The sequence below is a fragment of the Sphingobium sp. FG58 genome, from assembly GCF_057809055.1.
In genome coordinates, this window is sequence record NZ_JBMDJF010000035.1 from 1 (window position 1) to 15,312 (window position 15,312).

Consider the following 15,312-nt stretch of genomic DNA (forward strand, 5'->3'; position numbering starts at 1 on the left):
ACCACGACCGGCGCGGCATCGACGCCGGGCTTGTAGCGTAGAGCGACGGCGAAATGGGTCGGGTTGGTGATGATGACGCTGGCTTCGGCCACGGCCTGCCGGGTGGAGCCATTGAGCATTTCAAACTGACGGCGACGAATTTGGCCTTTGAGTTCGGGCGAGCCTTCGCTTTCCTTATGCTCGTCCTTGATTTCCTGCTTGGACATGCCGAGCCGCTTGGCGCGCTGCATGATCTGGGCAGGCACGTCGATGCCCGCGATCAGGAACAGGCCGCCCGCCATCACCAGACAGGTCAGAATGAACATATTGCCAAGGTCCGCCATGGCAGGCGCAATGCCCTGCTTGCCAAGGCCAATGATCGCGGTCAGCCGGTCCCAGATCATCCACACGCCGATGCTGCCCAGCAGGCCGACCTTGGCGATCGATTTGAGCAGCTCGATCAGACCCTGGATGCCGAACATTTTTTTGAGACCCGCGCCGGGGTTCATCTTCGACACCTTGGGCGCGAAGGCGCCGGGGCGGAACCCAAGCGACCCCAGCAGGGCGGGTGCGGCGATGGCGGCGAGGAAGGTCGCCAGCAGCACACCGGCCACCGGCAGGGCGATGCCGGTCAGCAGGTCCATCCCGCGTTCGGCCGGAGAAAAATCGACGATATCGTCCCGCCGGAAGCGCAACGCCTGGGTCAGCATATCCGACAAGGCATCGATCATCGACGGCCCGGCCACCGCCAGCCAGCCGATGCCCGCCATCACCACCAGCGCGGTGCCTAGTTCACGCGACTGGAGAATGTCGCCCTTCTTGGCGGCATCCTGCAATTTCTTTTGTGTCGGTTTTTCGGTCTTTTCGCCGCCGCCGGGACTGTCCGCCATGCTCTAGCGCCCTTCCGCGATCGACTGGGCGTGGTCGAGACCGGCCTTGAGCGCGACGGTCAGCCCTTCGCCCATGATCGGCGCGGCAATCGCCAGCAGGACTAGGCCTGCCATCATCGCCATCGGCATACCAACCGCGAACAGGTTGAGCGAAGGCGCGGCGCGGGCCAGCATCCCCATGACGATCTGCACCAGCACCAGCGCGAAGCCGACCGGGAGCGCGACGGTGACGCCCGCGCCGAGCAGCGCGCCGCCAAATTCGACCAGATGCCAGACCGTATCGTTGGACAGCATCGCCGCGCCGGGAGGGAGCGCCTGATAGCTTTTGACGACGAACCCCGCGAGCAGCAGATGGCCGTCCATGCCGAGCAGCAGGAAGGTGGCGAGGATGGAGAGGAATTGCCCCACCACCTGCGTCCCCTGCCCCGACGACGGGTCGACCATCGCCGCGAAATTGAGGCCCATGGCGTTACCGATCGTTTCCCCCGCGACGAAGGCGGCGGCGTAACCGATCTGCACTGCAAAGCCCATGGCGAGGCCTGCCAGCACTTCGCCCGCGACCATCATCACGCCTTCAAAACTGGCGATGCCATCGGGCGGCAGGGTGATGGTGACGGTGTTGAGCGCGGCCAGACCCAGCGCGAGGCTGAGGATCAGGCGCAGTTGCAGCGGTACGGCGGGTGCGCCGAACACGGGGGCCGCAATGAAGGCCGCGCCGGGGCGGATCATGGCGATCAGCCAGACCCATAATTGGGCCTCTACCCCGGCAAAGCCCGGTGCGATCATTGCAGCAGGTCCGGTATCCGCTCGAAAATCTCGCGGGTGAAATCAGCGATCAGCACCATGATCGATCCGCCGAACAGGGCCAGCATCCCTCCCACGACGATGATCTTGGGAATGAAGCTCAATGTCTGTTCGTTGATCGAGGTCGCGGCCTGCACCATGCCGATGACAAGGCCCGCGACCAGTGCGGGCAGCAATATGGGCGCGGCAGCCAGCGCCGTGATCCAGAGCGCCTGCTGGGCCAGGCCCATGAAGAAATCGGCGTTTTCCATGCCCTACTTCCGTTCGCCCTGAGCGAAGTCGAAGGGTATGCCTGAGCGCAGCGAAGGCGCGGGCCTCGCCTCGCTCCGCTCGGCTGAAGGCTTCGACAAGCTCAGCCCGAACGGGGGTTGGATATTGGCGCGGCTCATGTCGCGAACGACCCCGCCAAGCTCCCCATGGTCAGCGCCCAGCCATCGACCAGCACGAACAGCAACAGCTTGAACGGCATGGAGATGATGGTGGGGGACAGCATCATCATGCCCAGTGCCATCAGCGTCGAGGCGACGACAAGGTCGATGATAAGGAAGGGGAGGAAGATCATGAAACCGATCTGGAAGGCGGTCTTGAGTTCGCTGGTGACGAAGGCGGGCAGCAGGATGGTGAAGGGTATGTCGGCGGACGTGCGGAAGGGCGGGGCTTCGGCGAGACCCGCGAACAGCTTGAGATCGCTTTCGCGGGTCTGCTTGGCCATGAAGCCGTGCAGCACCTTGCCCGACCGGCCGACCGCTTCCTCGATCGTGATCTGACCCTTGCCATAGGGATCGAAAGCCAGCTTGTTGATCTCGTCAATGGCGGGCCGCATCACGAAGAGCGAGAGGAACAGCGAGAGGCCCAGCAGCACCTGATTGGGCGGGGTCTGTTGCAGGCCCAGCGCCTGCCGCAGCAGCGACAGGACGATGATGATGCGGGTGAAGCTGGTCATCATGAGGATGAGCGACGGCAGCACCGTCAGCAGGCTCATGAGGATCAGGATTTGCAGGCTGAGCGACAGCGAGCGGCCGTCGCCCGAAATCTGGCCCATCGCCCGGCTCAGCGCGCCGCCATTGTCAACCGGCGCGGCGGGTGCGGCCTGGGCGAAGGCGGGGGTGGAGAGGAGCAGGATGACCAAAAAGGCGGCGGTCAGCGCTAGCGCAATTCTGATCCCGATACGCTGTGCTTGCGCTCCGCAAATCCCGTCATTCCGGCGCAGGCCGGAATCCAGGGTGGCACAAGCTGCGCGCCGACGCCCTGGACCCCGGCCTTCGCCGGGGTGACGGTTATCAGGTAGCGGGAGCAAGTCAGCGAACACGGACGGCATCGCCTTCCGCGATTTTTTCGATGCGGCCGCGGGTGACCGAGAGGAGGATCTTCTTGCCCTCAAATTCCACAACAGCGAGTTTGCCGAACGCGCCCATCGGCAGGGCTTCGAGCAGTTTGAGCGAGCGATCGCCCTGCGCGCCGATCATGCCGGGCTGATATTTGCGCCACAGCCACAGCGCGCCAAAGGCCATGCCGCCGACCAGCGGCAGGAGGATCAGCAATTTGACGAAATACCAGACCATCATGAAGCCGCCCGCAGATTATGGTTAATGCCCTGCGTTCCGCAGTTTCGACCGTCAAGGCAAGCGTAAAATCCGATGCGTGCGATCAACCGCGCCGTTCGATCCCCGCCAGCCGGTTTTCGGTCGCGGCGATGTCGATGATGCGGATGCCATAGCGGCCATTGACGGTCACCACCTCACCCTTGGCGATCAGCGCGCCATTGACCATGATGTCGAGCAGATCGTCGGCCTGCCGGTCCAGCTCGACGATGGAGCCTTCGGCCAGGTCCATGACTTCGGCCAGGCGCAGCGAGGTCGATCCGACCTCCACCGACATGCGCACGGGAATGTCGGCCAGCAGCTTGAACTGGTGGTTGTTAGTCATCCGCCCGACCGGATCTTCTCCACGCTCCATGCGGGGGGCTTCGCTCATGTCACTCATTGGTCGGGTCCTTGTACAATTTTTTCAATCTGGAAGGCGGCGCGGCCATCCTGTTCGCCGATGCTGCCGCGCGCGACGATGCGGTTGCCCACGATCAGCGGCAGGCTGCGGCCGATGGTCACGGGAATGACGTCGCCGACCTTGAGCTGCATCAGCTCGGCCAGCGAGAGGTTGGGACGGGCCAGCACGGTGCGGGCGGGCAGGCGGATGTCGCGCATCCGGCGGGCGATGCGCGCCTGCCAGACGGGGTCGCTCTGTTCATCGTCGGCGGGCAGCTTGGTGCCCATCAGCGGCTCGACGGCGCGCAAGGCGGCGAGCGGAAAGACGAGATCGACCGGCCAGAGCTGATCGCGGGTGATGCTGATCATGAAGCGCTGGACCACCATCTGGTCGCCCGGCTGGGCGGAGGCGGCAAAGCCGACCCCGGTTTCGCGCATGATCAGCGCCGGTTCCAGCGGCAATATGTCGGCCCAGGTTTCGACCAGGCGGGCGAGGAGGGATTCCGACAGGCGGGCGATCAGCCGGTCCTCGGTCGGCGTAAATTCGCCGCGCGGGGGCAAGGGGCGATTGCCGATGCCGCCATAGAAACAGTCGACCAGGGTGGAAATCATCGCCGCGTCCATGCGCAGCAGCACCTGGCCCTTGAGCGGCGACATGCGATAGATGGAAATGCTGGTGAAGGCAGGCACCTGTGCCGACCAGGCGGCAAAGTCAAACAGTTGCGCATCCTGCGCTTCCACCTGCGGGCGCACGCCGCAGATCGGCTCCACCAAGGCACGGATGCGTCGGCCAAGCTTTTCGCCCAGCCGGTCCAGCCCGGACAGCATCATTGGTGCCTGCGATTCCCCCCGCCCGAAGGCGTAGGTCTGAACGTCGTCCATCTTGGTCCCCTGCCCTTCGAGTCAGGGGATTTCCCGACCTTTCAGACAGGCCTATTGAATAACGAAATTGGTAAAATAAACGTTATCAACGCCGCCATAACCCGTTTTTTGCTTCAATATATCGTTAATAATGCCCTTGATCTTGCTTTGGAGCATCTGTTTGCCCTGCGGGGTGGACAAGGTCTCTTCCGGCTGCTGGGCGAGCATCATCAGCACCTGGCTGCGGATCGCCATCTCGTGCGTCTTGATCGCGTCGATGACGCGCAGGTCATAATAGGTCGATACCGCGATAGAAATCTGGGCGAAGGCATCCGTGTCGGACATGTTCGACGTGAAGGGGGTCTGAAGCTGGAAATAGCTTGCCTGATAGGCGGCCGGGTTGGCGGGGGCGGGCAGGTCTATGCCCTTGCCATGCGCGCCATGCCCCGCTGCTGCGCCTTCGCCATGCGGGACGGCATGGGCCTTGGCGATCTCCTCGGCGCTTTCGCCGGCCAGCACCAGCACGGGCTTGTTGGGATCTTCCTTTGGCCCTTCATCCTTGGGGCTGAAGAAACCGGCGGCATAGAGACCGCCGGCCGCGCCTGCGCCGCCAACCACCATGGCGATGACGATCAGCAGGATCATTTTCATGCCCCCGCCCTTTTTCTTCTTGGCCTTCGGCTCGTCGCTCATCGTTCATATCCCCCAGGATAGCGCTGGTCACGCATAGCGCGCGCGGATGGCTTGGCTGGCGGTGTCGCCAGTCTGCTCATGGTTAAGAACGGCCGGATCGTCGCCCGCTTTATGGGCGAGTGCGATATTTTCGCGGGGCTGCCAGCGGCCCTGCTGCTGCGACTGGCCCATGCCCTGCCCCGCGCCCTGCCAGTTGGCGGACTGGCCGTTTTGCTGGCCCGATTGCTGCTGGCCGGACTGTTGCTGAGGCGACTGATCGGAGCGGCCAGCGTCGCTCGACTGCGGGGCGCGTTCGATCTTAACCTCGCTGATGCGGCCCGCCGACAGGCCCGCGTCGAGGCGCAGCCGGTCGCTATCCTGGCGCAGGGCGGCTTCGGCCATGTCGCTGGACACGGTCAGGCTGACCGTAGCGCCATCGACGCCCTGGCGGATATTAACGTCGATCGGGCCGAGCTGGTCGCTGCTGATCTGGAAGCGGCCCTGCGCGCCATTGGCGGACAGGCCCGCAATGTCGCGGGCCAGCCCGTCAATCCACTGGCCCGACACGCCCATATCGACGACCTGCGCGCCGAGGGTGGCGGAGAGATTGACGGTGGGGAGCGCGGAGGCGGCGGTTTGGGTCGTCAGCGTTGGCGTGACGGGCGCGGGGGCGGCCGGTTCAGCGGCCTTTGGAAGCGCGTCCGTTGTCGGGGCAAGGGCGGCCTCGGTGGGGGCTATGCCGCTTTCAGCCACAGGCGCGGCTGCGGGATGCCGCGTCATGTGCTGGCGCGCGAACTGGAGCAGCGACAGGGCTTCCGCCTTGGCCGACACTGAGCTGGACATAGTGACGGGTGTTGCGATCGGCGCTGGATCCGGCGCGGCTTCGGGCTGGGCTGGCTGCGCGATCGGTGCGGCAGGCGTCGCGATCGCCGGGGTGCCGAGCGGCTGGGACGCGGGCGCGACCGGAGCAGCCTGCGCTGGGGCGGGTGCGACCGTGGCTGGCGCAAGCTGGAGGTCAGCCGCTTCCGCAGCGACAGGCGCAGCCTGTGTCGGAATGGAGCTGACGACCGGTGCTGGCGCGGCGGTGATATCAATGGGTTGTGCGATCGGCGGCGCGGCCTGGTTCAAGTCTGCTTTTGCAAAGGATTGCTGGACTGTGGCGGCAGGTTGGCCTGGTGCCACCGGCACGGCAACTGTCTGCACCGTAGCGGGGGATGCAACGCGCGGTGCGTCGGGGGATTGCTCTTCGGGGGCGGCAGGCGGCAGCGCGGCAGGCGGCGTCATCACCATTGCGGGCGGCGGGGGAGCGATGGCGGACTGTTCGGGACGTTCCGGTTCGGCGTCGGGCGACGCAGGCTCCGGGTCCGTCACGGGGGCCGTGTCGGATGGCGCGGCGGGTGCGACCGGCGATGGCGCGACCTGGGCCGGGATTGCATGATGTTGCGCCTTGGTCGCCGGTTTGCCGGGCGTGGGATCGCTCTCCACCGGCAAGGCCGGGAATGACGGCGGCGCGGCATCGGTCATGGTCGGCGGGAAAGGCTGGGCAGCGCTATCAGCGGCCGGAGTGGTTGGCTCGTCCTGCGCGGGTGCGGCTGCGATATCAGCGGGGGTGAGGTGCGATGCGGCGAGAAGCTCCGCTACCGAACCAATGGCCGTTGGCGGGTTATCGGAGCGCTGCGTTATCGGCTGGGGCTGTTCAGCGTTCCGGGCCGGTTCGGCCTCCTCTGCTGGCTCTACCGCAGGCTGGGCCGGGGGCGGCGTGATGGGCAGCGGGCTTTGCGTGAGCGGCTTCGGCGCGGCGGCGATCGGGGCGCTTTGGGTCGGCGTGAAGGTCGGCGCTGTGGTCGGGAGTGGCAGGGCTTCGCCGTCCGTCGGGACGGGCGCATCCGGCAGAGGCGCATTGTCGCTTAGCTCGGGCGCGGCAACGGGCATCGCCAAGGGCATCGCGCCATTACCTTGTTCTTCACTCGCGACGGCAGGCGCCACGGTTGGCGTGACCGGCATCGCGACCGGCGCAACGGTGGCGGCGTTCATCATCGCGGAGAAGTCGGGTGCGCCATCGGGTGTAGCGGCGGGCGCATCCTTGCCGGTGCCGAGTGGCGTGGTGGCGAAGAGTAGCGCCTTGAGGCTGGCGATCATATTCATGTCAGACTTCCCCGTTCCGCTGCATCCGGCGATAGCGCGGCAGCGCTGCCAGCTTGTTTTCGCGCCATTCCTCCAGGGTCGCGCGGGCGCGGTCCTTGAGGCGGGTGGCGATTTCCTTCTCGCGGTTCGCTGCAAGAGTCATGCCTTCTTTGGCCTCCACCTTGCGCCGGGCATCATAAAGAGCGCCGTCCAACTGTCGCCCGGCCTGTTCCAAGCGGGTGGCGAGTTCCTGCATCGCGGCAAAGGACGCGCCGGTGGCGGCCCCCTCCGTCTCAAACAATTCGCCGCGCACCTTGTTGAGGCGATCGATATTGCGGGCGAGGCCATCAGCCTCGTCACGGGCGCGTGCGGTTTCGGCGACGGCCATGGCGTGCTGGACATGGCGCACGCGCAGAACGCGCTGACGGCGGGAGACGAGCCCCTTCATGCGCCGAAGCTCGCGACGAGGGCGGCGGCGCTGGTGTCGAGGTCGATACGGCTTTTCTGGTCCTGCCGGATGAAGTCGAGAATTTCCTGACGGCGCTGCACTGCTTCGTCGATCACCGGATCATTGCCGGGGCGATAGGCGCCCATCAGGATGAGATCGCGATTTTCCTCATAGGCGGCCCACAGGCGGCGATAATTGGCCGCCGCCATGCGATGTTCGTCGGGTACGACGTCGGCCATGACGCGCGAGAGCGATTTGCCGATGTCGATAGCGGGGAAGATCGCCTGTTCGGACAGATGGCGCGACAGGACGAAATGGCCGTCGACAATGGCGCGGGCGGCGTCAACGATCGGATCGTCCGTGTCGTCGCCATCGGCCAGCACGGTGTAGAGGGCAGTGATCGAACCGCCGGTGCGGGCGTCCACCCCTGCCCGTTCGACCAGCCGGGGGATGAGCGCGAGAGCCGAGGGCGGATAGCCTTTCATCGCGGGCGGTTCGCCAAGGGCCAGGCCGATTTCGCGCTGGGCATGGGCGCAGCGGGTCAGGCTGTCGATCAGCAGCAGCACCTTCTTGCCACGGGCGCGGAAATATTCGGCGATCGCGGTGGCGCGCGCGGCGGCGCGCAGGCGCAGCACCGGGGGATGATCGGCTGGCACGGCAACGACGATGCTCTTGTGCATCGTGTGCTTGAGTTTGGTTTCGAGGAAATCGCTGACTTCGCGGCCCCGTTCGCCGATCAGGCCGACGACTACGATGTCGGCTTCGGCCCCGGCGATCATCTGGCCCATCAGCACGGATTTACCGACGCCCGACCCGGCGATGATGGCGATGCGCTGGCCGCGCCCGGCAGTGAGCAGCGCGTTGACGGCGCGGACGCCAAGGTCGAAGGGTTCGGTGACCCGGCCCCGGTCGAGGACGTTGCCCTTGACGCCATTCAATGGCCAGACGCCGCCGGCGATGATCGGTCCCTTGCGGTCGAGCGGCTGGCCCATGGCATCGACCACGCGGCCGATCAGCCCTTCGCCGACCTGCACCATGTTTGCCTGACTGTCCGGTTCGACCCGGATGCCATTTTCCAGCGGTGCGTCGGCGTCGAGCGGGACCAGCAGGGTGCGGTCGCCGCGAAAGCCGACGACTTCGGCCCGGCAGATCGACCCATCGCTGGCCATGACGCGCGCGCCAGAGCCGATCGGGCGACGAAAGCCGGTGACTTCGAGCATCCCGGCGTCATGGCTGACCAGACGGCCAACCCGGCGGGGCGTGCGATTCTGGACCTGGAGATGATCGAACAGGGTTTCGGCCTGGGCCAGCGCGGCGCGGATCAAGGCTTGCCCTCCATATCGTCCATCAGCGCGCGCAGGCGGGCGAGGCGAACGTCCGGGCCATCCTCGACCCAACCATCGGCGGTTTCGAGCCGCACGCAGCCGCGGTGCATCGCCTTGTCCGCGACCAGCTTGACGCCGATCGTCTCGCCATCCAGCAGGGCGATGTCCTCAGGATGGAGATGCAGGGCGCTCTTGCCCTCATTATCTTCGATGAAGGCCGCGACCGTGTCGCAGCGCTGCACCAGCCGTTCGATGTCGATCTCCACTTCGCCGACAATCTGTTCGACCAGACGGACGACGGTGGCGGAGAGCATGGTGGACAACATGCCGCTGGGCGCGGGGCTGAGCATTTCCAGCGCCTGGGTCAGGCGGTCATGCGCCTGCGTCGCGTCGGCATGGGTCTGGGCGGTGATGCGGCAGCCTTCGTCGAAACCCATGGTAAAGGCTTCCATCCGCGCCTCCTCCATCGGATCGGCCTCTGCCTCCATTTCGATGACGCCATGGCGCATCGTGGCGGTGTGCTGGCCGGGGATCGAGGTGTAGAGGCTGCGGAAGCCGCCGCTTTCCACCTGACGCACGCCCGTCATCGAGACCGGCGCTACATCCTGCACTGCCTCTGCGCCCCATATTTTAGACAAAGTCATTCCCCTTGCCACCCAGCATGATGGTGCCGGCGTCGGCCATGCGGCGCGCGGTGGCGATGATGAGTTTCTGTGCGTCGATCACTTCGGCAAGGCGGATCGGGCCGCGTTCCTCAATCTCGTCGGCGATCGATTGCGCCGCGCGGGCGGACATGCAGCTGAAGATCTTGCCCTTGAGCAGGTCGTTGACGCCCTTCAAGGCGACGACCAGCACGGCGCTGTCGACGGTGCGCATCAGCGTGCCGAGATTCTTCTCATCCATGTCGATGAGGTTATCGAACACGAACATCTCTTCCTCGATGGTCTGGGCGATCATCTTGTCGCGCTTGGCCACCGCCTTCATGATCCGCTGTTCATTATCCTTGCGGACATTGTTCATGATCGCGGCGGCCTCGATCGTGCCGCCGCGCTGCGATGCTGCGCCCTGCTTCTTGGCCGGGCCGCGCAGCAGCAGCTGTTCCAGATCATCCAGCGCCTCGTTCGACACCGGGCCGAGAGTCGCGATGCGATAGACAATTTCTTCCTGATATTCGACCGGCAGCAATTGCAGCACGTCGGCGGCGATCGGCGCTTCGAGATGCGCCAACACGATCGCCATGATCTGCGGATGCTCCGCCTCGATCAGCGCGGCGATTTCCTTGGCGTCCATCCATTTGAGCATTTCCAGCTGGGTGGAGCGGGTCGGCGGGGTGATGCGCGCCAGGATGGTTTCGGCCCGTTCCTCACCCAGCGCCTTGGTCATCGCGCCGCGAATATGGCGGGTCGCGCCATAGCCGATGGTGGTGCGCTTCTTGGCCTTGTTGACGAAATGGTCGAGCGCTTCGTTCACCTCTTCAGGATCAACATCGGCGACGTCATACATGGCATAGCCCAGCTGGCGCACTTCTTCAGGTTCCAGACGCGCCAGGATCTGCGCGGCCTCATCCTCATCGAACAGCATCAGCAGGACGGCGGCGGCGGCGCTGCCCTTGAGCGCCTCTGGCCGACCGGGAACGATCTCAGGCATTTTCCTTCTTCCCCTCCTTCAGGAGGTCGCGGACGACCAGGGCAGCGCGGTCGGGGTCCTGCTTCACAAAGTTGCGAATAAGGTCGGCGCGCTGGGCATAGTCATAGGTGGAGGAGATCATATCGAGCGTGATCGGGCGGCTGGGATCGGGTGCCTCGACCGCCTGTTTGGTGAGTTCGCCCGAAATTTCGCGACCGATGCGCTGGCCGTTCTGGGCCGTGTCGGCGGCGACCGCCTCCTGCGCTGCGGCGCGGCGCTTGAGCAGCGGGCGACCGATGCCGAAGATGACGAGCAGGGCGACAGCCAGGGCCGAGACGTTGCGGACCAGCGGCGAGACCCATTCAGCCTCATACCATTGGGGCTTTACCTCTTGCGTCTTGAGGAAGCTGCGCGAGGAGAGCGCCACCACGTCGCCACGGGCCTGGTCGAAGCCGATCGCGCCCTTCACCAAGGCTTCGAGCGCGGCGATTTCCTGCGGCGTGCGCGCCTTGCCATCAGGGGCATTGTCCAGCGCGACGGCGACCGACAGGCGCTTGACGGTGCCGACCGCATCCTTGGTCACGGACACTTCACGGCCCAGTTCAAAGCTGCGGTTGAAGGTTTCTTCGGTCTTGAGCAGCGGGTTGGGCGGCGTGCCGGGGGTCTGGGCGGCGGCGGTCTGGCCCTGCTGGACGGCCTGACCATTGGGATTGGTCTGGGTCACGGTCGGGTTGACGGGTGCCTGATTGGAAAGCGCGCCGGGGATGCCCGATGCTTCGCCAGCGCCCTGACCACGCGGGTCGGAGGCCCAGGTGCCCTGTTCGGTGCGCAGCCGGGCTTCGTCCTGCGGATAGGTTTCGCGGGTCGCCTGCCGCTCGGCAAAATTGAGTTCGGCATGGACTTCGGTGGAAAAATTGTTGGCGCCCAGGATCGGGGTGAGCAGCGCGACAACGGACTGGCGATAACGATCCTCGATCCGGTTCTGGATCGTGAGCTGGCGGTCGTCACCGGAGTCGCTGTCATTCTTGCTGAGCAGGCGGCCATTCTGGTCGACCAGCGAAATCTGGTCGGGCGACAGGTCCGCGACCGAGGAGGCGACGAGATGGACGATCGCGCTGACCTGCGCATCGGTAAGCGTGCGGCCATTGGCGAGGCGCAGCATGACCGACGCGGTGGGCTTGGCCCGGTCGCGCAGGAATACGCTGGGCGGCTCGACGGCGAGGTGGACCTTGGCGCTTTCGACGCTGTCGATCGCCTCGATCGTGCGGGCGAGGTCCATTTCGCGGGCGGAGCGCAATTTTTCGCCCTCTACCGCGCGGCTGGCACCCATGGGCAGGCTGTCGATCATGCTGTTGCCGTCGGGTGCGCTCTTGGGCAGGCCCTGCGCGGCGAGCATCATCTTCGCCTTGAAATAATCGCCCTCCCCCACGGTCATCGCGCCGCTATTGTCGAAATCATAGGGGATGCCGTTCTGGTCGAGAATCTGCGCGACCGCCGACTTGTCGGTGTCGGGCAGGCCACGGAACAGGTCACGCTGCGGCGGTTCGCGCAGCGCCATCCAGGCAAGGCCAGCGACGGCGAGAACGCCGAACAGGCCGAGCAGCGGCAGGCTCTTCGCCACGGCCGGCTGTTTCATGAAGCCGGTGATCCGCGCCTTGATGGCGTCGATCCCCTTGGCCGATCCATAGCCGGAGGAAGCCGTCGTCGGGAGGGCGGGCCGGGCGGCAGCGCCGCCATCGATGGTGAGTGCGTTCTCGCTCATGGTTTAGACCGGCATGCTCATGATGTCCTTGTAGGCGGACAGAAGTTTGTTGCGGACCTGAAGGGTCGCTTCGAAGCTGACCGACGCCTGCTGCTTGGCCAGCATGACGGCGGCGATGTCGGTGGTTTCGCCCCGTTCAAACGCGGCGGCGGCCTCACCGGCCTTGCCTTGCAGGCCGTTGACCTGTTGCAAGGCGCTGTTGAGCGCTTCGGTAAATCCACCGGGCGCGGTGCCGGGCGTAGCGCTTGCGCCGCCGACCGATCCTCCGGTCGAGGCGACGTCGCGCAGCGCGGCGTTTTTTTGCAGGATGGCGTTGCGGATCGCCATCACATTGTCTGTCGGGGAAATGCCGGTCATGCCCTATCCTCCCGTCAAGCCGCCGCCAGCTCGCGCATTTCGGCGAGCCGATAGCGCAGCGTGCGTTCAGAAATGCCGAGCTTGCGCGCGGCGGCGGCGCGGTGGCCGTCGGTTTCGCGCAGCGCGGTGCGGATCGCTTCCAATTTGCTGTGATGGGCGACGTCGCGCAGGCGGACCGGTTCAGCCGGTTCGGGCGAGACGATGCGCAGACCCTGCTGCCGGGGCGCGCCCGCCAGATGCAGGTCATGCGCGTCGATCCGTTCCCCATCGCGCAGCACCAGTGCGCGCTGGAGAACATTGCCCAGTTCGCGGGCATTGCCCGGCCAGGCGTGGGCGATGAGCTTGTCGAGGGCGGCGGCGGTCGGCCAGACGAAGCCGTCCTTGCCCATATCCGACAGGCGCAGCAGCATGGCGGCGGCGATCGCGGCGATGTCGCCGGGGCGCTCGGCCAGTGGGCGCAGGTCGAGCGGCATGACATTCAGGCGCCAGTAGAGATCCTCGCGGAACCGACCGGCGGCACATTCGACCGCCAGATCGCGGTTGCAGGCGGCGATGACGCGGACATTGACTGGCACGGCATGGGTCGCGCCGACGGGGAGGACTTCGCCTTCCTGCAAGGCGCGCAGCAGCTTGGCCTGGAGCGCGATCGGCAGTTCGGCGATTTCGTCGAGGAAGAGCGTGCCGCCGTCCGCAGCCAGGAACAGCCCTTCGGACGCATTGGCAGCGCCGGTGAAGCTGCCCTTGCGATGGCCAAACAGCATCGCTTCCATCATGGTTTCAGGCAGTGCGGCGCAGTTGACGGCGATGAAGTCGCCCGACGTGCGGCCCGACTGGGTGTGGAGGAAGCGCGCCATGCCTTCCTTGCCAGTGCCGGTGTCGCCCTGAATGAGGACGGTGGCTTCGCTGCGTGCGACCCGGCCGGCCAGCGTCATCAGCCGCGCGCTGGCGCTGTCGCCCACGGCGGGGATGGCGGCGGGGCGGGCCAGTTCGGCGATGAGGGCGAAGGCAAAGCCCATATCCTCAAGGCCAAAGGCGACGCGGGCGGGCAGGCCGTTGGCGGCGGCCACCAGCGAGGGCGTGCCGTCGATCAGATTGATGAGAATATCGCGATGGGTGGCATGGCCGATTTCGGTCGCCAGCAGCACGCGGCGGCTGTCGCGTTCACGCGGCGCAGCGGCGTCCACGACCCGGACGGCGAACAGGGCATTTTCCAGCCAATGCTGCAACCCTGGAACGAGCGCACAAACGCCTCGGCTCATATCGAGCGATGACATGACTTGGTCCCCAAATGGTTGGCCAGCTTGTACCCCCGTACGCCCTGGCCTTCTTCGATGGTCCCAATGTGCGCCACCATGGTTAGCAATTGGTTAATTGCCGGTAGGACTTGCCGCCGACCGGCAATTATTTTCCGCCGCGGCAACGGCCCAACCTCACTTAATATATAACACGCGCGCGTAGAGGGCCGTTAAGCGACGGGCAAAACACGAAAAATGCATAAAAATCGACATGGCCCCTAAAAGCCGTTCGCCCCCCGCCGTTATCCCCTTTCGAGGCCGCAAGCGCTCTAACGGATGGCAGCGACCTGATTGACACGGAAAGGGAAACACCATGACTGTTATCGGAACCAACACCGCCGCTCTGCGCTCCGCCAACGCTTCCTCGATGGCCAGCAAGGGCCTGAGCACCGCGATGGAACGCCTGTCGACCGGCAAGCGCATCAACAGCGCCAAGGACGACGCCGCTGGCCTGGCCATCGCTTCGACCATGACCTCGCAGATCCGCGGCATGACCCAGGGCATCCGCAACGCCAACGACGGCATCAGCCTGGCCCAGACGGCTGAAGGTTCGCTCGGCGAAGTCACCAACATGCTGCAGCGTATGCGTGAATTGACCGTTCAGGCGCTGAACGGCACCAACGACACCAACGCCAAGGCGAACATCACGTCGGAACTGGACCAGCTGTCCACCCAGATCAGCACCACGATGACCAACTCCAAGTTCAACGGCATCTCGCTGTTCCCGACCACCGCTGCCACGGTTTCGATCCAGGCCGGTGCGACCGCGAACGACACTGTCTCGCTCTCGCTGGGTGGTATCGACCTTTCGCCCGTCGTTGGCGCCGCGACCGCCACGGTCAGCGCCGCCACCGCCACGACAGCAACCCTGGCGCTCTATGACACGGCCCTGTCGGCTGTATCGACGGCACAGGCCAAGCTGGGTGCGGCGCAGAACCGCCTGGAATCGACGGTCAACAACCTGACCGCCAACGTCACCAACCTGACCGACGCCCGCAGCCGCATCGAGGACGCCGACTTCTCGGCCGAAACGACCGCCCTCGCCAAGTCGCAGATCCTGAGCCAGGCATCGACCGCGATGCTGGCACAGGCCAACCAGAGCCAGCAGGGCGTGCTGAAGCTGATCGGCTAACATTACAGTTGCATATTAGATTTCAGGTGGGAACGTCGGGCGGCGGCTTGGTGGG

At 65.5% G+C, this 15,312-nt stretch carries 17 protein-coding genes; 1 reads left to right on the forward strand and 16 read right to left on the reverse strand.

Annotated features, from left to right (window positions below; genetic code table 11):
- The 16 genes from flhB to ACODR8_RS19405 form a co-directional block, all read right to left on the reverse strand.
- Positions 1–869, reverse strand: an 869-nt coding sequence (flhB, locus tag ACODR8_RS19330; RefSeq protein ID WP_489008762.1) for a flagellar type III secretion system protein FlhB, incomplete at its 3' end; no start/stop codon positions are given.
- A 3-nt stretch (positions 870–872) separates the two neighbouring features.
- Positions 873–1,655 carry a flagellar biosynthetic protein FliR gene (gene fliR / locus ACODR8_RS19335; protein ID WP_489008763.1) on the reverse strand — a complete coding sequence of 261 codons (783 nt, stop codon included), beginning with the start codon at positions 1,653–1,655 and terminating at the stop codon, positions 873–875.
- Complete coding sequence (fliQ, locus tag ACODR8_RS19340; protein ID WP_017182874.1) at positions 1,652–1,924, reverse strand: flagellar biosynthesis protein FliQ; 273 nt, start codon at positions 1,922–1,924, stop codon at positions 1,652–1,654. Before fliQ ends, fliR begins: the two co-directional genes overlap by 4 nt.
- 134 nt (positions 1,925–2,058) lie before the next feature.
- Positions 2,059–2,991 carry a flagellar type III secretion system pore protein FliP gene (gene fliP, locus ACODR8_RS19345; protein WP_489008764.1) on the reverse strand — a complete coding sequence of 311 codons (933 nt, stop codon included), beginning with the start codon at positions 2,989–2,991 and terminating at the stop codon, positions 2,059–2,061.
- A complete protein-coding gene (locus tag ACODR8_RS19350; RefSeq protein WP_037490358.1) occupies positions 2,972–3,235 on the reverse strand; it encodes a FliO/MopB family protein in 264 nt (87 codons plus the stop codon). Before ACODR8_RS19350 ends, fliP begins: the two co-directional genes overlap by 20 nt.
- Before the next feature lie 85 nt (positions 3,236–3,320).
- Positions 3,321–3,656 carry a flagellar motor switch protein FliN gene (fliN, locus tag ACODR8_RS19355; protein WP_119749112.1) on the reverse strand — a complete coding sequence of 112 codons (336 nt, stop codon included), beginning with the start codon at positions 3,654–3,656 and terminating at the stop codon, positions 3,321–3,323.
- Positions 3,653–4,537 (reverse strand): flagellar motor switch protein FliM, encoded by an 885-nt coding sequence (locus tag ACODR8_RS19360; protein WP_489008765.1) that lies wholly within the window; start codon positions 4,535–4,537, stop codon positions 3,653–3,655. Before ACODR8_RS19360 ends, fliN begins: the two co-directional genes overlap by 4 nt.
- Before the next feature lie 51 nt (positions 4,538–4,588).
- Entirely contained in the window at positions 4,589–5,209 is a 621-nt protein-coding gene (locus tag ACODR8_RS19365; protein ID WP_489008766.1) for a flagellar basal body-associated FliL family protein, read from the reverse strand.
- Between the two features lie 27 nt (positions 5,210–5,236).
- Positions 5,237–7,333, reverse strand: coding sequence for a flagellar hook-length control protein FliK (locus ACODR8_RS19370; RefSeq protein WP_489008767.1), 2,097 nt, complete (start codon positions 7,331–7,333; stop codon positions 5,237–5,239).
- A 1-nt stretch (position 7,334) separates the two neighbouring features.
- Positions 7,335–7,760, reverse strand: a complete 426-nt coding sequence (locus ACODR8_RS19375) for a hypothetical protein (protein ID WP_489008768.1) — start codon at positions 7,758–7,760, stop codon at positions 7,335–7,337.
- On the reverse strand, positions 7,757–9,085 hold the full coding sequence (locus tag ACODR8_RS19380; protein ID WP_489008769.1) for a FliI/YscN family ATPase: 1,329 nt from the start codon (positions 9,083–9,085) through the stop codon (positions 7,757–7,759). Before ACODR8_RS19380 ends, ACODR8_RS19375 begins: the two co-directional genes overlap by 4 nt.
- On the reverse strand, positions 9,082–9,729 hold the full coding sequence (locus ACODR8_RS19385) for a FliH/SctL family protein (protein WP_489008770.1): 648 nt from the start codon (positions 9,727–9,729) through the stop codon (positions 9,082–9,084). Before ACODR8_RS19385 ends, ACODR8_RS19380 begins: the two co-directional genes overlap by 4 nt.
- Complete coding sequence (fliG, locus tag ACODR8_RS19390; RefSeq protein WP_006957285.1) at positions 9,716–10,732, reverse strand: flagellar motor switch protein FliG; 1,017 nt, start codon at positions 10,730–10,732, stop codon at positions 9,716–9,718. The genes ACODR8_RS19385 and fliG overlap by 14 nt, the downstream gene beginning before the upstream one ends.
- Positions 10,725–12,473 carry a flagellar basal-body MS-ring/collar protein FliF gene (fliF, locus tag ACODR8_RS19395; protein ID WP_489008771.1) on the reverse strand — a complete coding sequence of 583 codons (1,749 nt, stop codon included), beginning with the start codon at positions 12,471–12,473 and terminating at the stop codon, positions 10,725–10,727. Before fliF ends, fliG begins: the two co-directional genes overlap by 8 nt.
- A 3-nt stretch (positions 12,474–12,476) precedes the next feature.
- On the reverse strand, positions 12,477–12,830 hold the full coding sequence (gene fliE / locus ACODR8_RS19400) for a flagellar hook-basal body complex protein FliE (protein ID WP_489008772.1): 354 nt from the start codon (positions 12,828–12,830) through the stop codon (positions 12,477–12,479).
- Positions 12,831–12,844: 14 nt separating this feature from the next.
- Positions 12,845–14,104 (reverse strand): sigma 54-interacting transcriptional regulator, encoded by a 1,260-nt coding sequence (locus ACODR8_RS19405; RefSeq protein ID WP_294137712.1) that lies wholly within the window; start codon positions 14,102–14,104, stop codon positions 12,845–12,847.
- Positions 14,105–14,438: 334 nt separating this feature from the next.
- On the opposite strand from ACODR8_RS19405, the gene ACODR8_RS19410 reads away from it, so the two are divergent.
- Complete coding sequence (locus ACODR8_RS19410; protein ID WP_489008773.1) at positions 14,439–15,257, forward strand: flagellin N-terminal helical domain-containing protein; 819 nt, start codon at positions 14,439–14,441, stop codon at positions 15,255–15,257.
- Positions 15,258–15,312: the final 55 nt, after the last annotated feature.